The organism is Collinsella aerofaciens (assembly GCF_009876115.1).
In the GTDB taxonomy this organism is placed as follows: domain Bacteria; phylum Actinomycetota; class Coriobacteriia; order Coriobacteriales; family Coriobacteriaceae; genus Collinsella; species Collinsella aerofaciens_N.
On record NZ_WWSY01000004.1, the window covers coordinates 1 to 16,962 of the forward strand.

The 16,962-nt window shown below is 61.0% G+C and carries 17 protein-coding genes; all 17 read right to left on the minus strand.

Annotation, left to right across the window (positions count from 1 at the left end; translation table 11 throughout):
- Positions 1-707: IS3 family transposase (locus GT571_RS03445; RefSeq protein WP_338400874.1), on the minus strand; the 707-nt coding region annotated here is incomplete at its 3' end.
- Entirely contained in the window at positions 704-1,219 is a 516-nt protein-coding gene (locus tag GT571_RS10045) for a helix-turn-helix domain-containing protein (RefSeq protein WP_117583281.1), read from the minus strand. The genes GT571_RS10045 and GT571_RS03445, both read right to left, overlap by 4 nt.
- Positions 1,220-1,392: 173 nt before the next feature.
- The gene (locus tag GT571_RS03455; RefSeq protein WP_240136211.1) at positions 1,393-3,114 is read right to left on the minus strand and encodes a proline--tRNA ligase; all 1,722 of its coding nucleotides are present in this window, start codon (positions 3,112-3,114) and stop codon (positions 1,393-1,395) included.
- Entirely contained in the window at positions 3,115-4,197 is a 1,083-nt protein-coding gene (gene ispG, locus GT571_RS03460) for a flavodoxin-dependent (E)-4-hydroxy-3-methylbut-2-enyl-diphosphate synthase (RefSeq protein ID WP_161155508.1), read from the minus strand.
- 13 nt (positions 4,198-4,210) lie between these two features.
- A complete protein-coding gene (locus GT571_RS03465; protein WP_161155510.1) occupies positions 4,211-5,572 on the minus strand; it encodes a M50 family metallopeptidase in 1,362 nt (453 codons plus the stop codon).
- 25 nt (positions 5,573-5,597) lie between these two features.
- Positions 5,598-6,785 carry a 1-deoxy-D-xylulose-5-phosphate reductoisomerase gene (gene dxr / locus GT571_RS03470; RefSeq protein ID WP_161155512.1) on the minus strand — a complete coding sequence of 396 codons (1,188 nt, stop codon included), beginning with the start codon at positions 6,783-6,785 and terminating at the stop codon, positions 5,598-5,600.
- Positions 6,785-7,684: a phosphatidate cytidylyltransferase gene (locus tag GT571_RS03475; RefSeq protein WP_338400654.1), complete on the minus strand. Its 900-nt coding sequence runs from the start codon at positions 7,682-7,684 to the stop codon at positions 6,785-6,787. The genes dxr and GT571_RS03475 overlap by 1 nt, the downstream gene beginning before the upstream one ends.
- Before the next feature lie 2 nt (positions 7,685-7,686).
- Entirely contained in the window at positions 7,687-8,481 is a 795-nt protein-coding gene (locus tag GT571_RS03480; protein ID WP_161155514.1) for an isoprenyl transferase, read from the minus strand.
- A 1-nt stretch (position 8,482) separates the two neighbouring features.
- On the minus strand, positions 8,483-9,019 hold the full coding sequence (frr, locus tag GT571_RS03485) for a ribosome recycling factor (RefSeq protein WP_089573404.1): 537 nt from the start codon (positions 9,017-9,019) through the stop codon (positions 8,483-8,485).
- Between the two features lie 2 nt (positions 9,020-9,021).
- A complete protein-coding gene (pyrH, locus tag GT571_RS03490; protein ID WP_040359955.1) occupies positions 9,022-9,744 on the minus strand; it encodes a UMP kinase in 723 nt (240 codons plus the stop codon).
- Between the two features lie 117 nt (positions 9,745-9,861).
- Entirely contained in the window at positions 9,862-10,731 is an 870-nt protein-coding gene (tsf, locus tag GT571_RS03495) for a translation elongation factor Ts (RefSeq protein ID WP_161155516.1), read from the minus strand.
- 45 nt (positions 10,732-10,776) lie between these two features.
- Positions 10,777-11,505, minus strand: a complete 729-nt coding sequence (rpsB, locus tag GT571_RS03500) for a 30S ribosomal protein S2 (RefSeq protein ID WP_006236109.1) — start codon at positions 11,503-11,505, stop codon at positions 10,777-10,779.
- Between the two features lie 219 nt (positions 11,506-11,724).
- Entirely contained in the window at positions 11,725-12,645 is a 921-nt protein-coding gene (locus GT571_RS03505; protein ID WP_161155627.1) for a tyrosine recombinase, read from the minus strand.
- Positions 12,642-13,979: a methylenetetrahydrofolate--tRNA-(uracil(54)-C(5))-methyltransferase (FADH(2)-oxidizing) TrmFO gene (gene trmFO / locus GT571_RS03510; RefSeq protein ID WP_161155518.1), complete on the minus strand. Its 1,338-nt coding sequence runs from the start codon at positions 13,977-13,979 to the stop codon at positions 12,642-12,644. Before trmFO ends, GT571_RS03505 begins: the two co-directional genes overlap by 4 nt.
- Before the next feature lie 14 nt (positions 13,980-13,993).
- The gene (locus GT571_RS03515) at positions 13,994-14,929 is read right to left on the minus strand and encodes a DNA-processing protein DprA (RefSeq protein ID WP_161155520.1); all 936 of its coding nucleotides are present in this window, start codon (positions 14,927-14,929) and stop codon (positions 13,994-13,996) included.
- Positions 14,926-16,449, minus strand: coding sequence for a YifB family Mg chelatase-like AAA ATPase (locus GT571_RS03520; RefSeq protein ID WP_161155522.1), 1,524 nt, complete (start codon positions 16,447-16,449; stop codon positions 14,926-14,928). The genes GT571_RS03515 and GT571_RS03520 overlap by 4 nt, the downstream gene beginning before the upstream one ends.
- Positions 16,449-16,934 carry a YraN family protein gene (locus GT571_RS03525; RefSeq protein ID WP_161155524.1) on the minus strand — a complete coding sequence of 162 codons (486 nt, stop codon included), beginning with the start codon at positions 16,932-16,934 and terminating at the stop codon, positions 16,449-16,451. The genes GT571_RS03520 and GT571_RS03525 overlap by 1 nt, the downstream gene beginning before the upstream one ends.
- Positions 16,935-16,962 lie beyond the last annotated feature (28 nt).

The following is a 16,962-nucleotide window of genomic DNA, read 5'->3' on the forward strand; positions in this document are numbered from 1 at the left end:
AAGAACTCGTCCTTGATGTGGCCGAACACCTGCTCCGTCGCGCCGTTGTCGATGCAGTTGCCCTTCCGGGACATGCTCTGCACCACGCCGGCCTCCTCCAACCGCTTGCACCAACCGGCCTGCTGGTACTGCCAGCCCATGTCCGAGTGCAGGATCGGCCTGGAGCCCTTGGGCTTCTTGGACACGAGCTGGTCGAGCAGCTCGTGCTGCTGAGCCATGTTGGGGTGCAGCGACGTGGACCAGGCGACGATCTCCTTGCTGCCGAAGTCGTAGACCGGCGCGAAGTAGGCCTTGCCCCAGGGCTGCTTGAACTCGGTGACGTCGGTGCCCATCTTTTCCCACGGCCCGTCGGCGGCGAAGTCGCGCCCGATGACGTTCTCGAAGGTCTTTCCGACCTTGCCCCTGTACGAGTTGTACCTGTGGTAGTCGGTCTCGCGGCGGATCCCGCAGCTGATGCCCATCTCGCGCATCATCTTCAGCACGGTCTTGTGGGCTATGCGCACGCCCCGCTCGGCGCGCAGGCACATGGCGATCTGCCTGTGGCCGCACCCGTTGGCGGTGCGCGAGAATATCTCGGCGGCGGCCTCCCAGAGCTCGGGCCTGGTGGGGGCCTTCGGGTGCGACAGCGCGTAGTAGTAGCTCGACCTCGCCAGGCCGGCGCACTCCAGCAGGTCGGCGAGGGGGTATTGCCCTGAAAGCCCGCTCACGACCGCGGCCTTCTCGCCGTTCGAGAGCGTTTCTCCGCCTTCAGGGCGATCGATTTTTTTAGGTAGGCGTTCTCCGCCTCGAGCCTCTTGATCCTGCGCTCGAGCTCCTGCTCGCGCGTCGTCTCCCCGGACGGGGAGCCGGACCCCCTCGGCCTCCCCCTGGGCTTTGGCCTGAGCGCCTCCGGGCCCTCCTCCCTGTACGCCTTCAGCCATTTCTTGAAAGGGCTTGGCGAGGCTATCCCGAACTTCTCCATGGCCTCGGGCTTCGTCATGCCCTCGTCGACGACCGCCCTGACGGCGGCCAGCTTCGTCTCGAACGAATAGGCGGTGTGTTTCTTTCCCATCATGGCCAGAACCTCGATACCAGCGGACCTGTAGGTGCACAGCCATTCTCTCACGGTTTCCTCCGGCATCCCGAGAAGGGCCGCGATCGCCGCGCGGCCGTGCCCCTCGTCGTGCAGCTCTGCCGCTCGCAGTCGCATCCCGACGTCGTACAAAGCGTTTCCAGCCATAAAAAAGCCTCCCATTTCTTGTGTCCAAGAAATGGGAGGCAGTTCACATATGGGCTGTGGGGTTTTCCTTTACCCATCGAGTTTATTCACGCAACAAAATAGACTACTCCGCATCTCTTCCTAAGAGAGATACGGAGCAGTCCCGCAATTACATCTAATAGCAGAAACGTCGATTAACGGCGGGCCGCCTTAACAAGCTCGGCAACCTTGGCGACGACCTCGTCAATCGCCACGTCCTCGCGCTCGCCCGTGGCACGGTCCTTGAGCTCAACGGTGCCATTCTTAAGGCCACGCTTGCCAAGCACCACCTGATACGGGAATCCCATAAGGTCGTTATCGGCAAACTTAAAGCCGGGACGCTCGTCACGGTCGTCGACGACGACCTCGATACCCTCGGCGCACAAGCCCTCGACGATTTGGTCGCAGACGGTTGCGCACTCCTCCTTCTTGGGATCGAGCGGAATCACCGCGACCTCGTACGGGGCAACGGAAACCGGCCAGACGATACCGTGCTCGTCGTTGTGCTGCTCCACGACGGCAGCAAGCGAGCGGGACACGCCCACGCCGTAGCAACCCATGATAAGCGGCTTCTCCTTGCCGTCCTCGTCCATAAAGGTGGCGCCCATGGCCTCGGAATACTTGGTACCCAGCTGGAAGACCTGCGAGACCTCGATGCCGCGAGCAGCAGAGAGCGGCTTGCCGCAGTGCGGGCAGGGATCGCCGGCAACGACGGTGACCAGATCTGCCCACTCATCGACGGTAAAGTCGCGCTCGGGGCAGGCACCGGTAAAGTGATAATCGACCTCGTTGGCACCGCAGGCCCACTGCTTGGACTCGCGCAGGCTCTCGTCGCACACCAGACGGATGCCCTCGGGCAAGTTAACCGGTCCGATAAAGCCCTTGTGCAGACCGTAGGTCTGGAGCTCCTCGTCGGTCATCATGCGATAGCCCTTGCCAAAGACGTGCTCGGCCTTGCAGTCATTGAGCTCGTGGTCGCCCGGGACAATGGCCACGACTGGCTTGCCCTCGGCATCGATCAACGCCAGCGACTTTCGCGTACCGTTCTCGGGGAAGCCAAAGAACTTGGCAACGGCCTCGATGGTGCCCATGCCCGGAGTCTCGACCTTGGTGAGCGTACCGTCGCCGGGGCCCTCGGTCACGACGACCTTGGTGCTTGCCGCCTCGTCATCGGCAGCAAAGCCGCAATCGTCGCAGTAGACCAGCGAAGCCTCGCCGGCGTCGGCCAAAGCCATGTACTCGACGGAGGTATCGCCACCGATCTCGCCGGAGTCGGCGACAACGGGCAGAGCCTTGATGTAGCAGCGCTCGCAGATGTTGGCGTAGGCCTGCTTCATCTTGTCGTACTCCTCCTGCAGACTCTCCTGCGTGGCGGAGAAGCTGTAGGCGTCCTTCATGATGAACTCGCGACCGCGCATCAGACCAAAGCGAGGGCGGAACTCGTCGCGGAACTTGTCCTGAATGTGGTACAGGTTGACGGGCAGCTGCTTATAGGAGCGCAGCTCATTGCGCACTAGGGCCGTGACGGTCTCCTCGTGCGTGGGGCCCAGGACGAACTCGCGACCATGACGGTCGTCAAAGCGCACAAGCTCCTTGCCATAGGCGTCGATACGGCCGGACTCACGCCACAGCTCGGCATCGACCATGATGGGCATCATAAGCTCCTGGGCGCCGGCAGCGTCCATCTCGTCGCGCACGATTTTCTCAATCTTGCGGATCGAGCGCCAAGCAAGCGGCAGATAGGAATACAGACCGGCGGCCTCCTTGCGGATCATGCCGGCACGGAGCAACAGGCGGTGGCTGGCGAGCTCAGCGTCCGCCGGATCCTCTTTAAGCGTCGGCGCATAGAGCTTAGACATATACATTGCTCGAGTCATTTACTTCTCCTCAATAAGCTTGTCGACCTCGGCCATAAGCGCGTCGACAATTTGGTCCTCAGCTACTTTACCAATGATCTGGCCATGCGAAAAGAGCAAGGCCTGACCACGTCCGCAAGCAACGCCCAGGTCGGCATCAGAAGCCTCACCGGGGCCATTAACGGCACATCCCATGACGGCAATCGAAAGCGGCGCGGCATAGTTCTTAAGCCGCTCGGTTACTTCCTCGGCGATGGGAATCAGGTTAACCTGGCAGCGGGCGCACGTGGGGCAAGAGACAATCTCGGGACCACGGCGACGCAGGCCCAGTGACTGCAAAATTCCCCAGGCGACCGGCGGCTCCTCAACCGGATCGGCCGTGAGCGACACACGCATGGTGTCGCCAATGCCTTCGGAAAGCAAGATACCCAAGCCTACAGAGCTCTTGATGGTGCCCTGAAGCTTGGTCCCCGCCTCCGTCACGCCCAGGTGGAGCGGAACATGCGGTATCTCGCGCGACAGGGCGCGATAGGTATCAAGCGTCGTCTGTACGCTATGGGCCTTGGCGGATAGCACGATGTTGGTAAACCCACGGTCCTCAAAGTGCCGCACAAAGCGCTCGCTCGACATCACGAGCTTTTCGGGCTGCGTGAGGTCGTCGCGCTCGGCAATATCTTGCTCAAGCGAGCCCGCGTTCACGCCAATGCGAATCGCGCAGCCCGCGGCACCCGCGGCATCGATGACAGCGTCAACCTTGGCCCAATCGCCGATATTGCCGGGGTTGATGCGCAGCTTAGAGGCACCAGCCTCGACAGCGCCAATGGCAAGCTTATGGTTAAAATGGATATCGGCGACGATTGGCACCGGAGACTCGGCACAAATCGTGCGAAAGCCCCCGAGCGCGGCCTCGGAGGGCACGCTCACGCGCACGATATCGCAGCCAGCCTGCGCCAACGCGCACACTTGCGCAAGCGTTGCCTGGGCATCAGCGGTATCGGTGCAGGTCATAGACTGAACCACGACCGGAGCGCCACCACCGATCTGCACGCCGCCCACATGCACGGGGCGCGTCAACTCGCGAGGCAAAGGATGGGATAAAGACAATCCAAACACTCCCCTACAGAATAAATCGAAGGATGTCGGAACGAAGCATATAAACAAACAGCAGTGCAAAGAGCGCGATGCCGACATAGCTGACGATTGTCTGCACTTTGAGCGGCAGCTCGCGGCCCGCAATCTTTTGAATGATCTCGATGACCAGCTTGCCGCCATCGAGTGGTGGGATGGGCAGCAGGTTCATAAAGCCAAGCGAGAACGAAATGAGGGCGGCAAACGAAAGGAACGTGGCAGGGCCGGCAGCAGCGGCCTGTGAGGACATAACGCTAATACCCACGATCGAAGAAGACTGATCGAGAATCTCCATCGTATGCTGCGGCTGGAGCAGGCGCATCACGCCATCCGCTGTCTGCACGACATAGGAGAACGACAGGCGAGCCGACGTGATGGGGTCTAAACGGACCACCTGCGTAGAGGCATACACACCTAGGCGCTCGTCCTCTTTGAGCGCAACCGTGGTCGAATGCTGCTTGCCGTCACGCTCGTACTCGATGGCGATATCGTCCTTACCGGCGGCCTTGTCGATGGCATCGTAGACATCCATCCAAGTGGAACATGAGACACCGTCAACCGAAAGGATCGCATCACCGGCCTCGATACCCGCCTTGGCGGCAATAGACCCCTCGTCAACCTGACCGATCACGTTGGTATCCATCGGCACGGTGACACCCGCAATGGAATAGATGCTCATAAGGAGCAAAAAACCCGTCAAGATATTGACGATAATGCCCGCGAGCAGCATAAAGGCGCGCTTGAGAAAGCCTTGGCCAAGATAGGTGTGCGAGCGCTCTTGTGCAAGGAACTCGGCCTCGCCGCACGGCAGCTCCCACGCATCGCCCTCGGCAGTTGAATGTTCGCGATCGAAACGGCGACCGTCAAAGGTGGTGTAACCCGCCGCGTCTCGCGGCAGCGTCTGATACTTGGTGGGATAGTAGCTCGGCGAGGGCTTCTCCCCTTCCTCATACCAGGGTGCGATGGAGCCCCAGCCAAGCAACAGGGCGCATGCCTCGAGCACATCCTCCTCGGAAAGCTCGAGCTCGACAGCAAGGTCGGCCACGGTCACGCGACCATGACGATAGATAGCCGCGAGCACGCGATCGGCACACGAGACGTCGGTCGGATCCATACCGCAGATGGCAGCGTAGCCACCCAGCAGCAGCGGGGTCACGCCAAACTTGGTTCCAATGCGACGCGACGTGTAATGGATGTCAAAGCGGCACGGCAGGCCCAAAAAGAACTCGGTCACACGGACGCCGCAGGCACGCGCCGCCAAAAAGTGGCCGCCCTCGTGCAAAAACACGAGGACGGAAAGCATCAGCAGGCCCCAAAAGACCGATGAGAGAACGCTCAGAACAGTATCCATAAAACGAAAAAGCAATCCTTATGGGTTAGGAACGGGTTGCGGCGAGCACCTGCGCAGCCTTTTCACGCGCCCACGCATCGATGTCGCGAAGCTGCTCAAACGAATCGACCGCCTGCATATCGTGGGCGTCCATGCAGGATTCCACAATGCGATCGATATCGGTAAAGCTGCAGCCATCGTGCAGGAAGGCATCGACGGCAACCTCGTTGGCGGCATTGAGCACGCACGGCATGGTGCCACCCGTCTTGCCGGCACGCTCGGCCAGTGCCAGACAGCGGAAGGTATCCATGTCGGCAGCATCAAACGTGAGCTGCCCCAGCTCGCGGAAATCGATACGAGGCGCCGGGGCATCCCAACGCTCGGGATACGAGAACGCGAACTGGATGGGAATACGCATGTCGGATGCACCGAGATGCGCCATCACGGAGCCGTCGGCGAACTCGACCATAGAGTGAATCTTGGACTGACGCTGCACGACCACGTTAATGAAATCGAGGTCGCAGTTAAACAGATGCATGGCCTCAATGCGCTCCAGGCCCTTGTTCATGAGGGTGGCGGAGTCGATGGTGATCTTGGCACCCATGGCCCACGTGGGATGCGCGAGGGCATCGGCACGCGTCACGCGATTGAGCTCGTCGCGCGTGCGGCCAAAGAACGGACCGCCCGAGCAGGTGAGCCAAATACAATAAGCCTCGCGCGGGTTCTCCCCCAGATAGCACTGGTAAATGGCGGAGTGCTCAGAGTCGACTGGAATAAGCTGGCCCGGTTGCGCCAACGGCATAAGCAAGTCGCCACCGACGACGAGGGACTCCTTGTTGGCAAGGGCAAGGCGCTTATTTGAGGTCAAGGCCGCATGGCTCGCCTCGAGACCGGCGGCGCCCACAATAGCGACAAGCACGCAGTCGACATCGTCGCGACGCGCGAGCTCGCAAACCGCCTGCGCGCCAACGCCGAGCTTCGTTCCCTCGGGCAACTCCTGCAGCACGGCGTCATCGCCATGATCGACATCGGCCACGGCAACCGCCGGAACCGAGAACTCGCGGGCAGCGGCAACGAGCTCGGAGGTACTGGAGTTAACGGACAGCGCCGTCACCTGCAGGCGATCGGCATGCTGACGGCACACATCGAGTGCCTGGGTGCCGATGGAGCCCGTACAACCCAGGATGGCAACGCGAAGGCGTCCATCGGGGCCATACGTCGTCTGGAAGAACATTACAGCACGCCTCCGATCATCAAAAGCAGCTGCGCGGTGATGCAGCCGAAGATAAGCGAATCGCTACGATCGAGCATTCCGCCGTGGCCCGGGATAAGGTTGCCGGAATCCTTGACGCCCACACCGCGCTTGATGCGCGACTCGATAAGGTCGCCGATAACGCCCAGAATGGACACGACCACGCCGCACAGCAGCGCATAGGGCAGGCTGAGCTTGTAGAAGTGCGTCGCCCACAGGATGAGCCAAATCAAAACCGAGCCCAGAATGCCGCCGGCAAACCCCTCCCAGCTCTTTTTGGGAGAGATCTTGGGAACCATCTTGTGCTTGCCGATACGGCTACCCACGATGTAGGCAAACGAATCGGAGACCCAAAGGGACGCGCAAACGCCCACTGAAAGCAGGGCACCGGCAAAACCGGGCACGGCATCGCGCAGCAGCACGATAGCCGACAGCATAAAGCCAGTGTAGATGGGACCCATGAGCGTCACGGCCACATCAGAGATGCGGGTACGCGGCGACCAGACATACCAAATGCCCACAGCGAGCATCAGGGCAAAAAGCAGGGCATTCAGCAACATCGAATCGCCCAACGCCGACAGCGGAAAGAGTACGGCGGCAGCGATACCCATGCGCTCGTTAGCCATCTTGCCATCAAGCCTTGTCATACGGAAAAACTCATAGCAGCACAGACCGCTCATGACGGAAACAAAGATGGCCGTGGGCACGATACCCAAAACCAGGCACAGGATAAAGACAACGGCGTAGACGATACCGGCGGCGGCACGGGTAATAAAGCCCGCCAGCCACGAACCGGTGCCGCTCTTAGCTGCAGACGCTCCAGCAGTGGCAGCTTTGCGCGCAGGCGTCTTGGGAGCAGATGCCTTGGGACGATCGGACACGATTAAGCCTCCTCGGTCTTACTCAGTCCACCAAACCTACGGTCACGGCCCTGATAGGCCAAAATGGCGTCGACAAGGCCCCAACGATCAAAGTCGGGCCAATAGGTATCGGTGACGTAGAATTCGGAATAAGCCACCTGCCACAGCAGATAGTTCGAAAGGCGCAGCTCACCAGAGGTGCGAATCACAAGCTCAGGATCGGGAAGGCCGGCGGTATAGAGATGGGAAGCCACCATGTCGTCATCAATTGCGGCAGGATCGATCTTACCGGCGGCAGCGTCGAGTGCAATCTGACGGACAGCGCGGGTAATCTCGGCACGCGCGCCGTAGTTGACGGCAAGCGCCAGCGTCATACCGGTGTGATCGGCGCACTCGGCAAGACCGCGTTCAAAAACGTCGCGGGTCTTCTTGGGCAGCGCGGAAATGTCACCCAAAAAGACAACACGCACGTTTTCGCGCTTCAGAAGCGGCAGCTCGTCGATAAACGTCTTGGCAAACAGATGCATCAAGACGTTGACCTCATGCTGCGGACGGTTCCAGTTTTCGGTAGAAAACGCATAGGCAGAAAGCACGTCGACGCCCAGGCGCACGCAGGCGGTAATGATCTCGCGCAGCGAGACGATACCTGCCTTATGACCCTCGGTGCGTGCAAGACCGCGCGACGTGGCCCAACGACCGTTGCCGTCCATGATGCACGAGATATGGTGCGGAATGTTATTGAGGTCAAGGTCGGAAAAACCGACGCCCGCAGGGGCGTCGGCAAAGTACTCGACCAGTTTATGCTTGTCGTATTGCACCTTAGATCTCCATGACCTCGGCTTCTTTTTCCTTCAGAAGCTCCTCGACCTTGGCGACATACTCATCGGTGTGCTTCTGGACCTTGGCCTGCTCGCGACGGACATCGTCCTCGGTGAGCTCCTCATCGCGCTCGAGCTTATTGTTGAAGTCGCGACGGATGTTACGGATAGACACCTTGGCCTGCTCGGCGTACTCGCGGCACTCCTTGACGAGCTCGCGACGGCGCTCCTCAGTGGGGGCCGGGAACGGCAGACGAACGACGGTGCCATCGGAGTTGGGGGTAATGCCCAGATCGGAAGCGCCGATGGCCTTGACGATAGCGTTGATGAGCGCCTTGTCCCACGGCTCGATGAGCAGCATGTGAGCCTCGGGGGTCTTGACGGCGGCAATCTGCGTGACCGGCGTGGGGACACCGTAATAATCAACGGTGATGTCGGACAGAATGTTGGCGTTGGCGCGACCGGTACGGACCTTGGAGAAGTTATGCTTGAGGGACTCGAGCGACTTGTCCATATGGGCGGTGATGTTCTCTGCCATGCTTAATCCTCCTGATAGACGAGCGTGCCGACGGGCTCACCCGCGAGCGCGCGCTTGACGGTGTCCTCGCCATCGATGTTGAGGACCAAAATCGGCATACGGTTATCCTGGCACAGTGCCGTAGCCGTGGAATCCATAACCTGCAGACCGCGGACGAGAACCTCGTGATAGGTAATCTTGTCAAAACGGACGGCATCGGCGCACTTGACGGGATCCTTGTCGTAGATGCCGTCAACCTTGGTGGCTTTAATCAGAATCTCGGCGCCGATCTCGCACGCACGAAGAGCCGCGGCGGTGTCGGTCGTAAAGTACGGATTGCCCGAACCGGCAGCGAAGATGACGACGTTGCCCTTGGACAGATGGTTGATAGCGCGGCGACGAATATAGGGCTCGCAGATCTCGTTCATCTGGATAGCGCTCATCACGCGGCAGGGAACATCGTTGTGCTCGAAGGCATCCTGCAGGGCGAGCGCGTTCATAACGGTTGCCAGCATGCCCATGTAGTCGGCCTGAGCACGCTCCATGCCACCGGCAGCGCCTGCCATGCCGCGGAAAATATTGCCGCCGCCGACAACGACGCCGACCTCATGGCCAACGGCGAGCAGCTCCTTGACCTGCTTGGCAAGATGGTCGGTAACCTTGGGGTCAATGCCATATTGGCCGTCGCCCATCAGTGCTTCGCCGGAAAGCTTAAGAAGCACGCGTTTATATCGGATGTCGGACAAAGCGATCCTCCTTTAATTAGACTCTCAATATGATATCAAAGGCTTAGCGGGGAGCCATGAAAAAGCAGGCTGTGAGTAAAACCCACAGCCTGCTCATTACCAGCTACAAGAGCTTATTTACTCGCCACGGACCAGACGGTCGAAGGCAACGACGGTAATGGTGTCGCCAAGCTCCTTGGAGACCTGCTCAGCGTACTTCTTGATGGTGAGGGAGCTGTCCTTGATGAACTCCTGCTCGGTGAGCACGGACTGCTTGTAGAACTTCTCCAGACGGCCGACAGCCATCTTCTCCTGGATAGCCTCGGGCTTGCCGGACTCGGCAGCCTGAGCCATGTAGATCTGCTTCTCGTGCTCGACGGTCTCGGCCGGAACCTGATCGCGGGTAGCGCAGATCGGGGCGACGGCGGCAACCTGAAGGGCAACGTCGTGAGCGAAGGCCTTGAAGGACTCAGCTTGACCGGTCTCGGCCTTCTCGAAGGCGAACTCGACGAGGACGCCGATCTTACCACCCATGTGGATGTAAGAAGCGAGCGCGCCGTTCTCGGCCTTGCGGGCAGCGAAGCGGGAGATCTTCATGTTCTCGCCCATGATGTGAATCATCTCGGTGAGCTCGGAGGAAACGGTCTCCTCGCCCATCGGCTTCTCGAGCAGAGCGTCGACGTCAGCAGGCTCGGTGGTAGCGACAACCTCAGCGACCTTGGAAGCAAAGCCAGTGAACTTGGCGTTGGAGCCAACGAAGTCGGTCTCGCAGGAGAGCTCGAGCAGAGCGCCGGTCTTGCCATCCTCGGAGACGAACGCGGCGACAGCGCCCTCGTTGGTCTCACGGCCAGCCTTCTTGGCAGCCTTGGCAAGGCCGTTCTTACGAAGAACGTCGACAGCGGCGTCCATGTCGCCGTCAGCCTCGACGAGAGCCTTCTTGCACTCCATCATCGGGGAGTCGGTCATCTCGCGGAGCTGCTTGACCATAGCGGCGGTAATCTGGGCCATTGTGGTTCCTTTCAAAGAGATGAAAAAGAATTAACTAAGACTGATTTACTCGGCCTTGGGCTCAGCGGCCATCTCGGCCTCGGAGACCTGCTCCTTGCCGGAGCCAGCGAGGCAGGCGTCAGCCATGAGCTCACACATAAGGGTGACAGCAGAGATAGCGTCATCGTTGCAGGGGATGCCGTACTCGACCTCGTCGGGATCGGAGTTGGTGTCGATCAGAGCGACGACGGGGATGTTCAGGCGCTGAGCCTCCTTGATGGCGTTCTCCTCGCGCTTGGTGTCGATGACGAAGAGAGCCTGGGGCAGACCCTTCATGTCGCGGGCGCCACCGAGGTTGGTCTGGAGCTTGGTGAGCTCCTTGCCGAGAACAGCCTGCTCCTTCTTGGGGAGCACTGCCATGCGGCCGTCCTCGACCATGGCCTCAAGCTCCTCCATGCGGTTGATGCGGGAGCGGATGGTGACGAAGTTGGTCAGCATGCCGCCGAGCCAACGCTGGTTGATGTAAGGCATGTTGGCGCGCTCAGCAGCGTTCTTGACGGCCTCCTGAGCCTGCTTCTTGGTGCCGACGAACAGCACGTTGCCGCCCTTGGCGACGTTCTTGACGAAGGTGTAGGCCTGGTCGGCGTCGAGGATAGTCTGCTTGAGGTCGAGGATGTAGATGCCGTTGCGCTCACCGAAGATGAACGGCTTCATCTTGGGGTTCCAGCGACGGGTCTGGTGACCGAAGTGGCAGCCGGCCTCGAGCAGGGTGCGGATATTAATCTTGGTAGCCATGTTAAACCTCCTGTGGTTTGCCTCCGCGCGGGGTCATCCTCCAAAACCAACCCGGACATGTGCTACCAAAGCCCGGGCACCACGGTATGAAGTAGCCGCGCGTGCGTGATATAAACCTGTTGCCGTGAAGCAACCCGATGAATGATAGCAGGAATGCATCTTCCTGCCAACCCGCAATCAAAACCACACACCTGAGCGCGGCGCGGGACGTCCCAGCCACTATTCGCCGCGGGGATGGGCTTGAGCCACAGCCCGCTTAAGCCGATCGGGTGTGAGATGCGTGTAGATCTGCGTCGTGGACAGGCTCGCATGACCCAGCAGCTCTTGAACCGAGCGCAGGTCCGCGCCGCCCTCGAGCAAGTCGGTCGCAAAGGTATGGCGCATCGCATGCGGGGCGATGTCGGCCGGAATGCCGGCGAGCGTCGCCAGCATATGAAACCGCCGCCTGAGCATGGCGGCACTCATGCGATTACCGCGCGCCGATATAAGCAGCGGATGCGGCCCGGTAGCGGGGTCACGACGCTTTGCCTGAGCGAGCAACTCCGGCCTCCCCTCCTCAATATAGAGACGCGTCGCCTCGAGCGCACGACGATACAGAGGGACGATACGTTCTTTGCTCCCCTTGCCCCACAGGCGCAGCGTGCGTTCGGACCACGCAATGGACTCCACATTGAGTGCTGCGAGCTCAGAGATACGGGCGCCCGAGGCATAGAGCAGCTCGAGCATCGCCGCATCGCGCAGTCCCGCGGGTGTTGAGGTATCAGGCATCTTGAGCAGCGCCTCGACCTGCTTGGTCGTAAGGACGCCCGGCAGGTCACGCGGCAGCTTGGGCGATGCGATCGCCGAGACTGCATCGCCCTCGACAATCCCCTCGGCAGCCATCCAGCGATAGAGCGATCGGATAGCCGAAAGGTGCGCCGCAAGCGTTCGGGGAGCCACCTGTTCACGCGAAAGCTCGGCAAGATAGCGACGAATGGTGCGCACGTCGGCAGCGAAGGCATCGATATCCTCGCGCTCGCACCAGGCAGCAAAGCGCTCCAGCCTCGAGCCATAGGCCGTCACCGTGTTGGGAGAAAGTCCCTCGACACATGCGATATAGGCGATAAACGAGTCGACGGCATCGTACAGGTCAAAGGCTATGACCGGTCGCCTCCAAACAGATCGGGGCGAGTGGCCAGATAGGCATCAAGAGCCTCGAGCGCACGGTCCGCATACGCCTGGTAGCGGTCGCGCTTGCTGCGCCGCTTACCGTCCTCGAGCGGCGGCACCAGGCCAAAGTTGACATGCATGGGCTGGTAGCCCACGGTGGCAGGATCGGTCGCATAGCCCACGAGCGCGCCCAGGGCGCCCACGCGGGGCAACTCGACGCCCGCGGCGCCGATAGCCTCGGCATAGGTGTTGAGCGCCGCGAGCAGACCGGTCGCCACGGCTTCCATGTACCCCTCGGTGCCGGTGATCTGACCGGCCAGGCGCACGCCGGTACCAGGCACGGCAAAGGTGCCATCGAGCACGTGCGGGGCGTCGACAAAGGTATTACGGTGCATGACACCGTAGCGGAAGAACTCAGCGTTCTCCAGGCCCGGCACCATATGGAAGACGCGCTTCTGCTCGCCAAAGGTCAAGTTGGTCTGGAAGCCCACCAGGTTATAGGCGGTCTTCTCCTTATTCTCGGCACGCAGCTGAATCGCCGCCCAGGGACGACGACCGGTTCGCGGGTCGGTGAGGCCGACGGGCTTCATGGCGCCAAAGCGAATGGCGTCCTTGCCGGTGCGCGCAACTTCCTCGGCAGGCTGGCAGGCCTGGAACAGATCGCCGCCCTCAAAGTCCTTGAGCACCACGCGGTCGGCCGTGGTAAGCGCCTCGATAAAGGCCTCGTACTCCTCCTTGTTGAGCGGAGCGTTGAGATAGTCGCCGCTCCCCTGCTCCTCGTAGCGCGACTGCGAGAACAGCACGTCCATATCGAGCGTGGAGGCATCGACGATCGGCGCCGCGGCATCGAAGAACGCAAGGGCGTCGCCACCGACGAGCTTCATGACCTCTTCGCTCAGCGCCGGCGAGCACAAGGGGCCGGCGGCAATGACCACGTGACCTTCGGGAATCTGCGTGACCTCGCCGTGAATGATCTCGATATTGGGACGGGCGGCAACCTCGGCCTCGACAAGCTCGGAAAACTTGACGCGGTCGACCGCCAGGGCACCGCCGGCGGGAACAGCCGCGCGATGGGCGCAATCGAGCAGGACTGAACCCATGCGCTCAAGCTCGGCCTTCAGCAAACCAGCCGCGGAATCGGAACGGGTCGACTTAAACGAATTGGAGCAGACGAGCTCTGCCAAGTGATCGGTATGGTGAGCCGGGGAGCTAACCTGGGGGCGCATCTCGCACAGCTTAACGGCAAAACCGCGGTCTGCCAGCTGGACCGCGCATTCCGAACCCGCCAGACCGCCACCGATAACCGTCACCTGATCAAACAGCATCTGCAAACACCTTTCTAATTGACATGTTTTCCATTGTGACCGAAGGGTGTCTGGGCGTGAAGGGCAAACTTGGAGGGCGCATACCTTCCATCCATCATGCGCTCGATAAGACCCTCGAGCTCAAGCGAACCCAGGAGCTTAAGTACGCCGACAGCATCGAGCGAGACGAGCGCCGCAATGTCGTCGACCTTGAGCGGAGAGGCGATGAGCGCATGCATCACGGTCTGCTGTGTTGGATCCAGGTCGGCAATGCCGGGAGCATCGGGGCGCGAGTAGCGCAGGGTGCCGTAGATGCGTGAGATAGCCATCTCGATAGATTCCTCGTCGATGATGCAGCAGGCACCGTTCGCAATGAGGTAATTCGTGCCACGCGACTCGGGCGATAGGATCGACCCCGGCACGACAAGAAGTTCGCGCCCCAAATCCATAGCAGCCTCGGCTGTAGAAAACGTCCCGGAAGGCATACCCGCCTCGGAAACAAAGAGGGCTTGCGACAGGGCCGCGATCACGCGATTGCGGCGCGGAAAGGCAAACTTGCGCGGACCCATGCCCCACGGAGAGATCGACACGACCGCGCCACCCGTATCGAGCGTGCGCATAATAAGCCCCGCGCTCGAACGCGGGTAGACCACGTCGGCGCCCGTCCCCAGCACCACGACGTGTTTGCCGCCGGCGTTGACCGCAGCCCAACCCGAGGCCTGGTCACAACCGACCGCGCCGCCCGAAACTACCGTCACTCCCGCCTCGACCGCCACCTTTGCCGCAAGCTCTGCCACGGCAAGACCATACGGCGAGGCCTTGCGCGCGCCGATGATGGAGAGCGCGGGTGTCGAAAGCACCTCGGGATTGCCACGCACATAAAGCGTCTGGGGTACATCAGAAAGCTCCAAAACGGTCTCGGGATACAACGCATCACCTGGATGCAGCTCAAAGGTCCCCTCGGCTATCATTGGTCCCTCCTTCCCTGGTACATCGCCGCCTCGAGCACATGGTCCTGCGTCACCTGCTCGCTCTCGGCGACGTCAGCGATTGTACGCGCGATGCGCACCAGGCGCACGATGCCGCGGCCCGTGAGATGCGTGCGTTTGGACAGGCCGAGTACGCATTTCTCGGCAGCATCATCGAGCTCAAAGGTCGAAACGACGCCGTCAATAGACCGTGTCTCGTCATCCTCGGCCTCGGCATCCGCATCGTCCATACGGGATTCGCGCCAGGCGCGAAAGGCGCGACCGCGCACAACGTAGTCACGCAACTCGGCCGACGACATACCCTCCGCACCCTCGATAATCACTTGGGGGTCGGGACGGGTCACGTCGATCATCATGTCGATACGGTCGGCCAAAGGACCGCGCAGTTTAGACCGATAGCGCTCGACCATCGCCGCCGAGCAGCGACACGGTACCTCACGATCGCCCAAAAAGCCGCAGGGGCAGGGATTGCTCGCAGCCAGCAGCTGAAAGCGCGACGGGAAGGTAAAAGCCCCGTCGACGCGCACGATCCTCACATAGCCGCGCTCGATGGGCTGACGCAGCGTCTGCAGCACACCCGTGGGAAACTCGGCAAGCTCGTCCAAAAAGAGCACGCCGCCATGAGCAAGGCTGATCTCACCCGGGTGCACCGGGCGCCCACCGCCGATAAGACCTGCGGTCGAAATACTGTGATGAGGACTGCGGAAGGGCCGGTGCCCCGCCAACAAGCCATCAATGTTCTCACCCAAAACCGAATGGATGCACAGCGCCGCCTGTTGATCCTCAACGGAAAGCTCGGGCAGGATGCCGGTCATACGACGCGCGAGCATCGTCTTGCCCGATCCCGGGGACCCGATCATGAGCAAGCCGAGTTCTCCTGCCGCCGCAAGCGCCATGCCGCGTTTAGCGACTTCCTGCCCCAGCACGTCGGCATAGTCGAGCTCAGGCTCAAAGGTCGCCTCGAGCACTTCAGAATCCAGATAGTGCCGAGCCGCCTCGCCCATGCCATGGGCAAGCTGAGACAAATGATCGATGAATCCACAATCCACGCCCGCGAGTGGCACATGCTGGTCGGACCTGCCGGCGATAAAAGACAGCCCCATGTCGCGAGCCAATAGCTGAAACGCCACCTCGCCCTTGACAGGAAGCACCGTACCGTCCAAGCCAAGCTCGCCGGCGATAAGGCAGCGATCGAGGTTGTCACGGGGAATCTGACCATCGGCCGCTAGAACCGCGATGGCGATGGGCAGGTCAAAGCCGCTACCGGTCTTGCGGATATCGCCGGGCGCTAGGTTGACCGTAATGCCCGAGCGTGGGATCTCGAACCCGGCGGAGCGCATCGCGCAGCGAATACGACCGCGTGACTCCATCACCTCCATGCTCGGAATGCCGAGCATTTGGATGCCCGGAACACCACCGGCAAGCGAGACCTCGACCGTGACGTGAATCGCCTCGACGCCACGGATGCAGGCCGCGTGAACGGCAAACGTCTCGAACGCCATCACGACACCTGCCAATCGAACGCGTTGTACTGATGCTCGATCTCGGCGATATGCCCGCCACGAATGGTGACACCCACGGCATCGAAGCGAATCGCCTTGAGCGGATAATGCTCCATGAGATAGCAACTTGCGATGCGGCGGTAGCGGCGTTGCTTTTGGGCGTCCACGGCCTCCTCGGGAAAGACCCGCGTGCTGCAATCCAGTGCAACGCGTCTGGTCTTGACCTCGGCCATCACCACGACATCGTCGAGCTCATCGAGCAGCACCAGATCGGCCTCGCCCTCGGTGCAACGATAACCCTGCTCCAGCAAGGTGTAGCCGCGCTCGTTAAAGTAATCGATTGCGATAAGCTCGCCCAGCATGCCCAGCTCGCGGGGACTGAGTCCCTTGATAAACTCGGGCGTCATCGCCCCGCAGTCGAGCTCGCCGTTTTCCCAACGCTCCTTGAGCTGCTGCGTCTTGCTCTTTTTGCTTGCGGCACTCATGGGGTCTCCTTTCCCGCACGCTGCATTG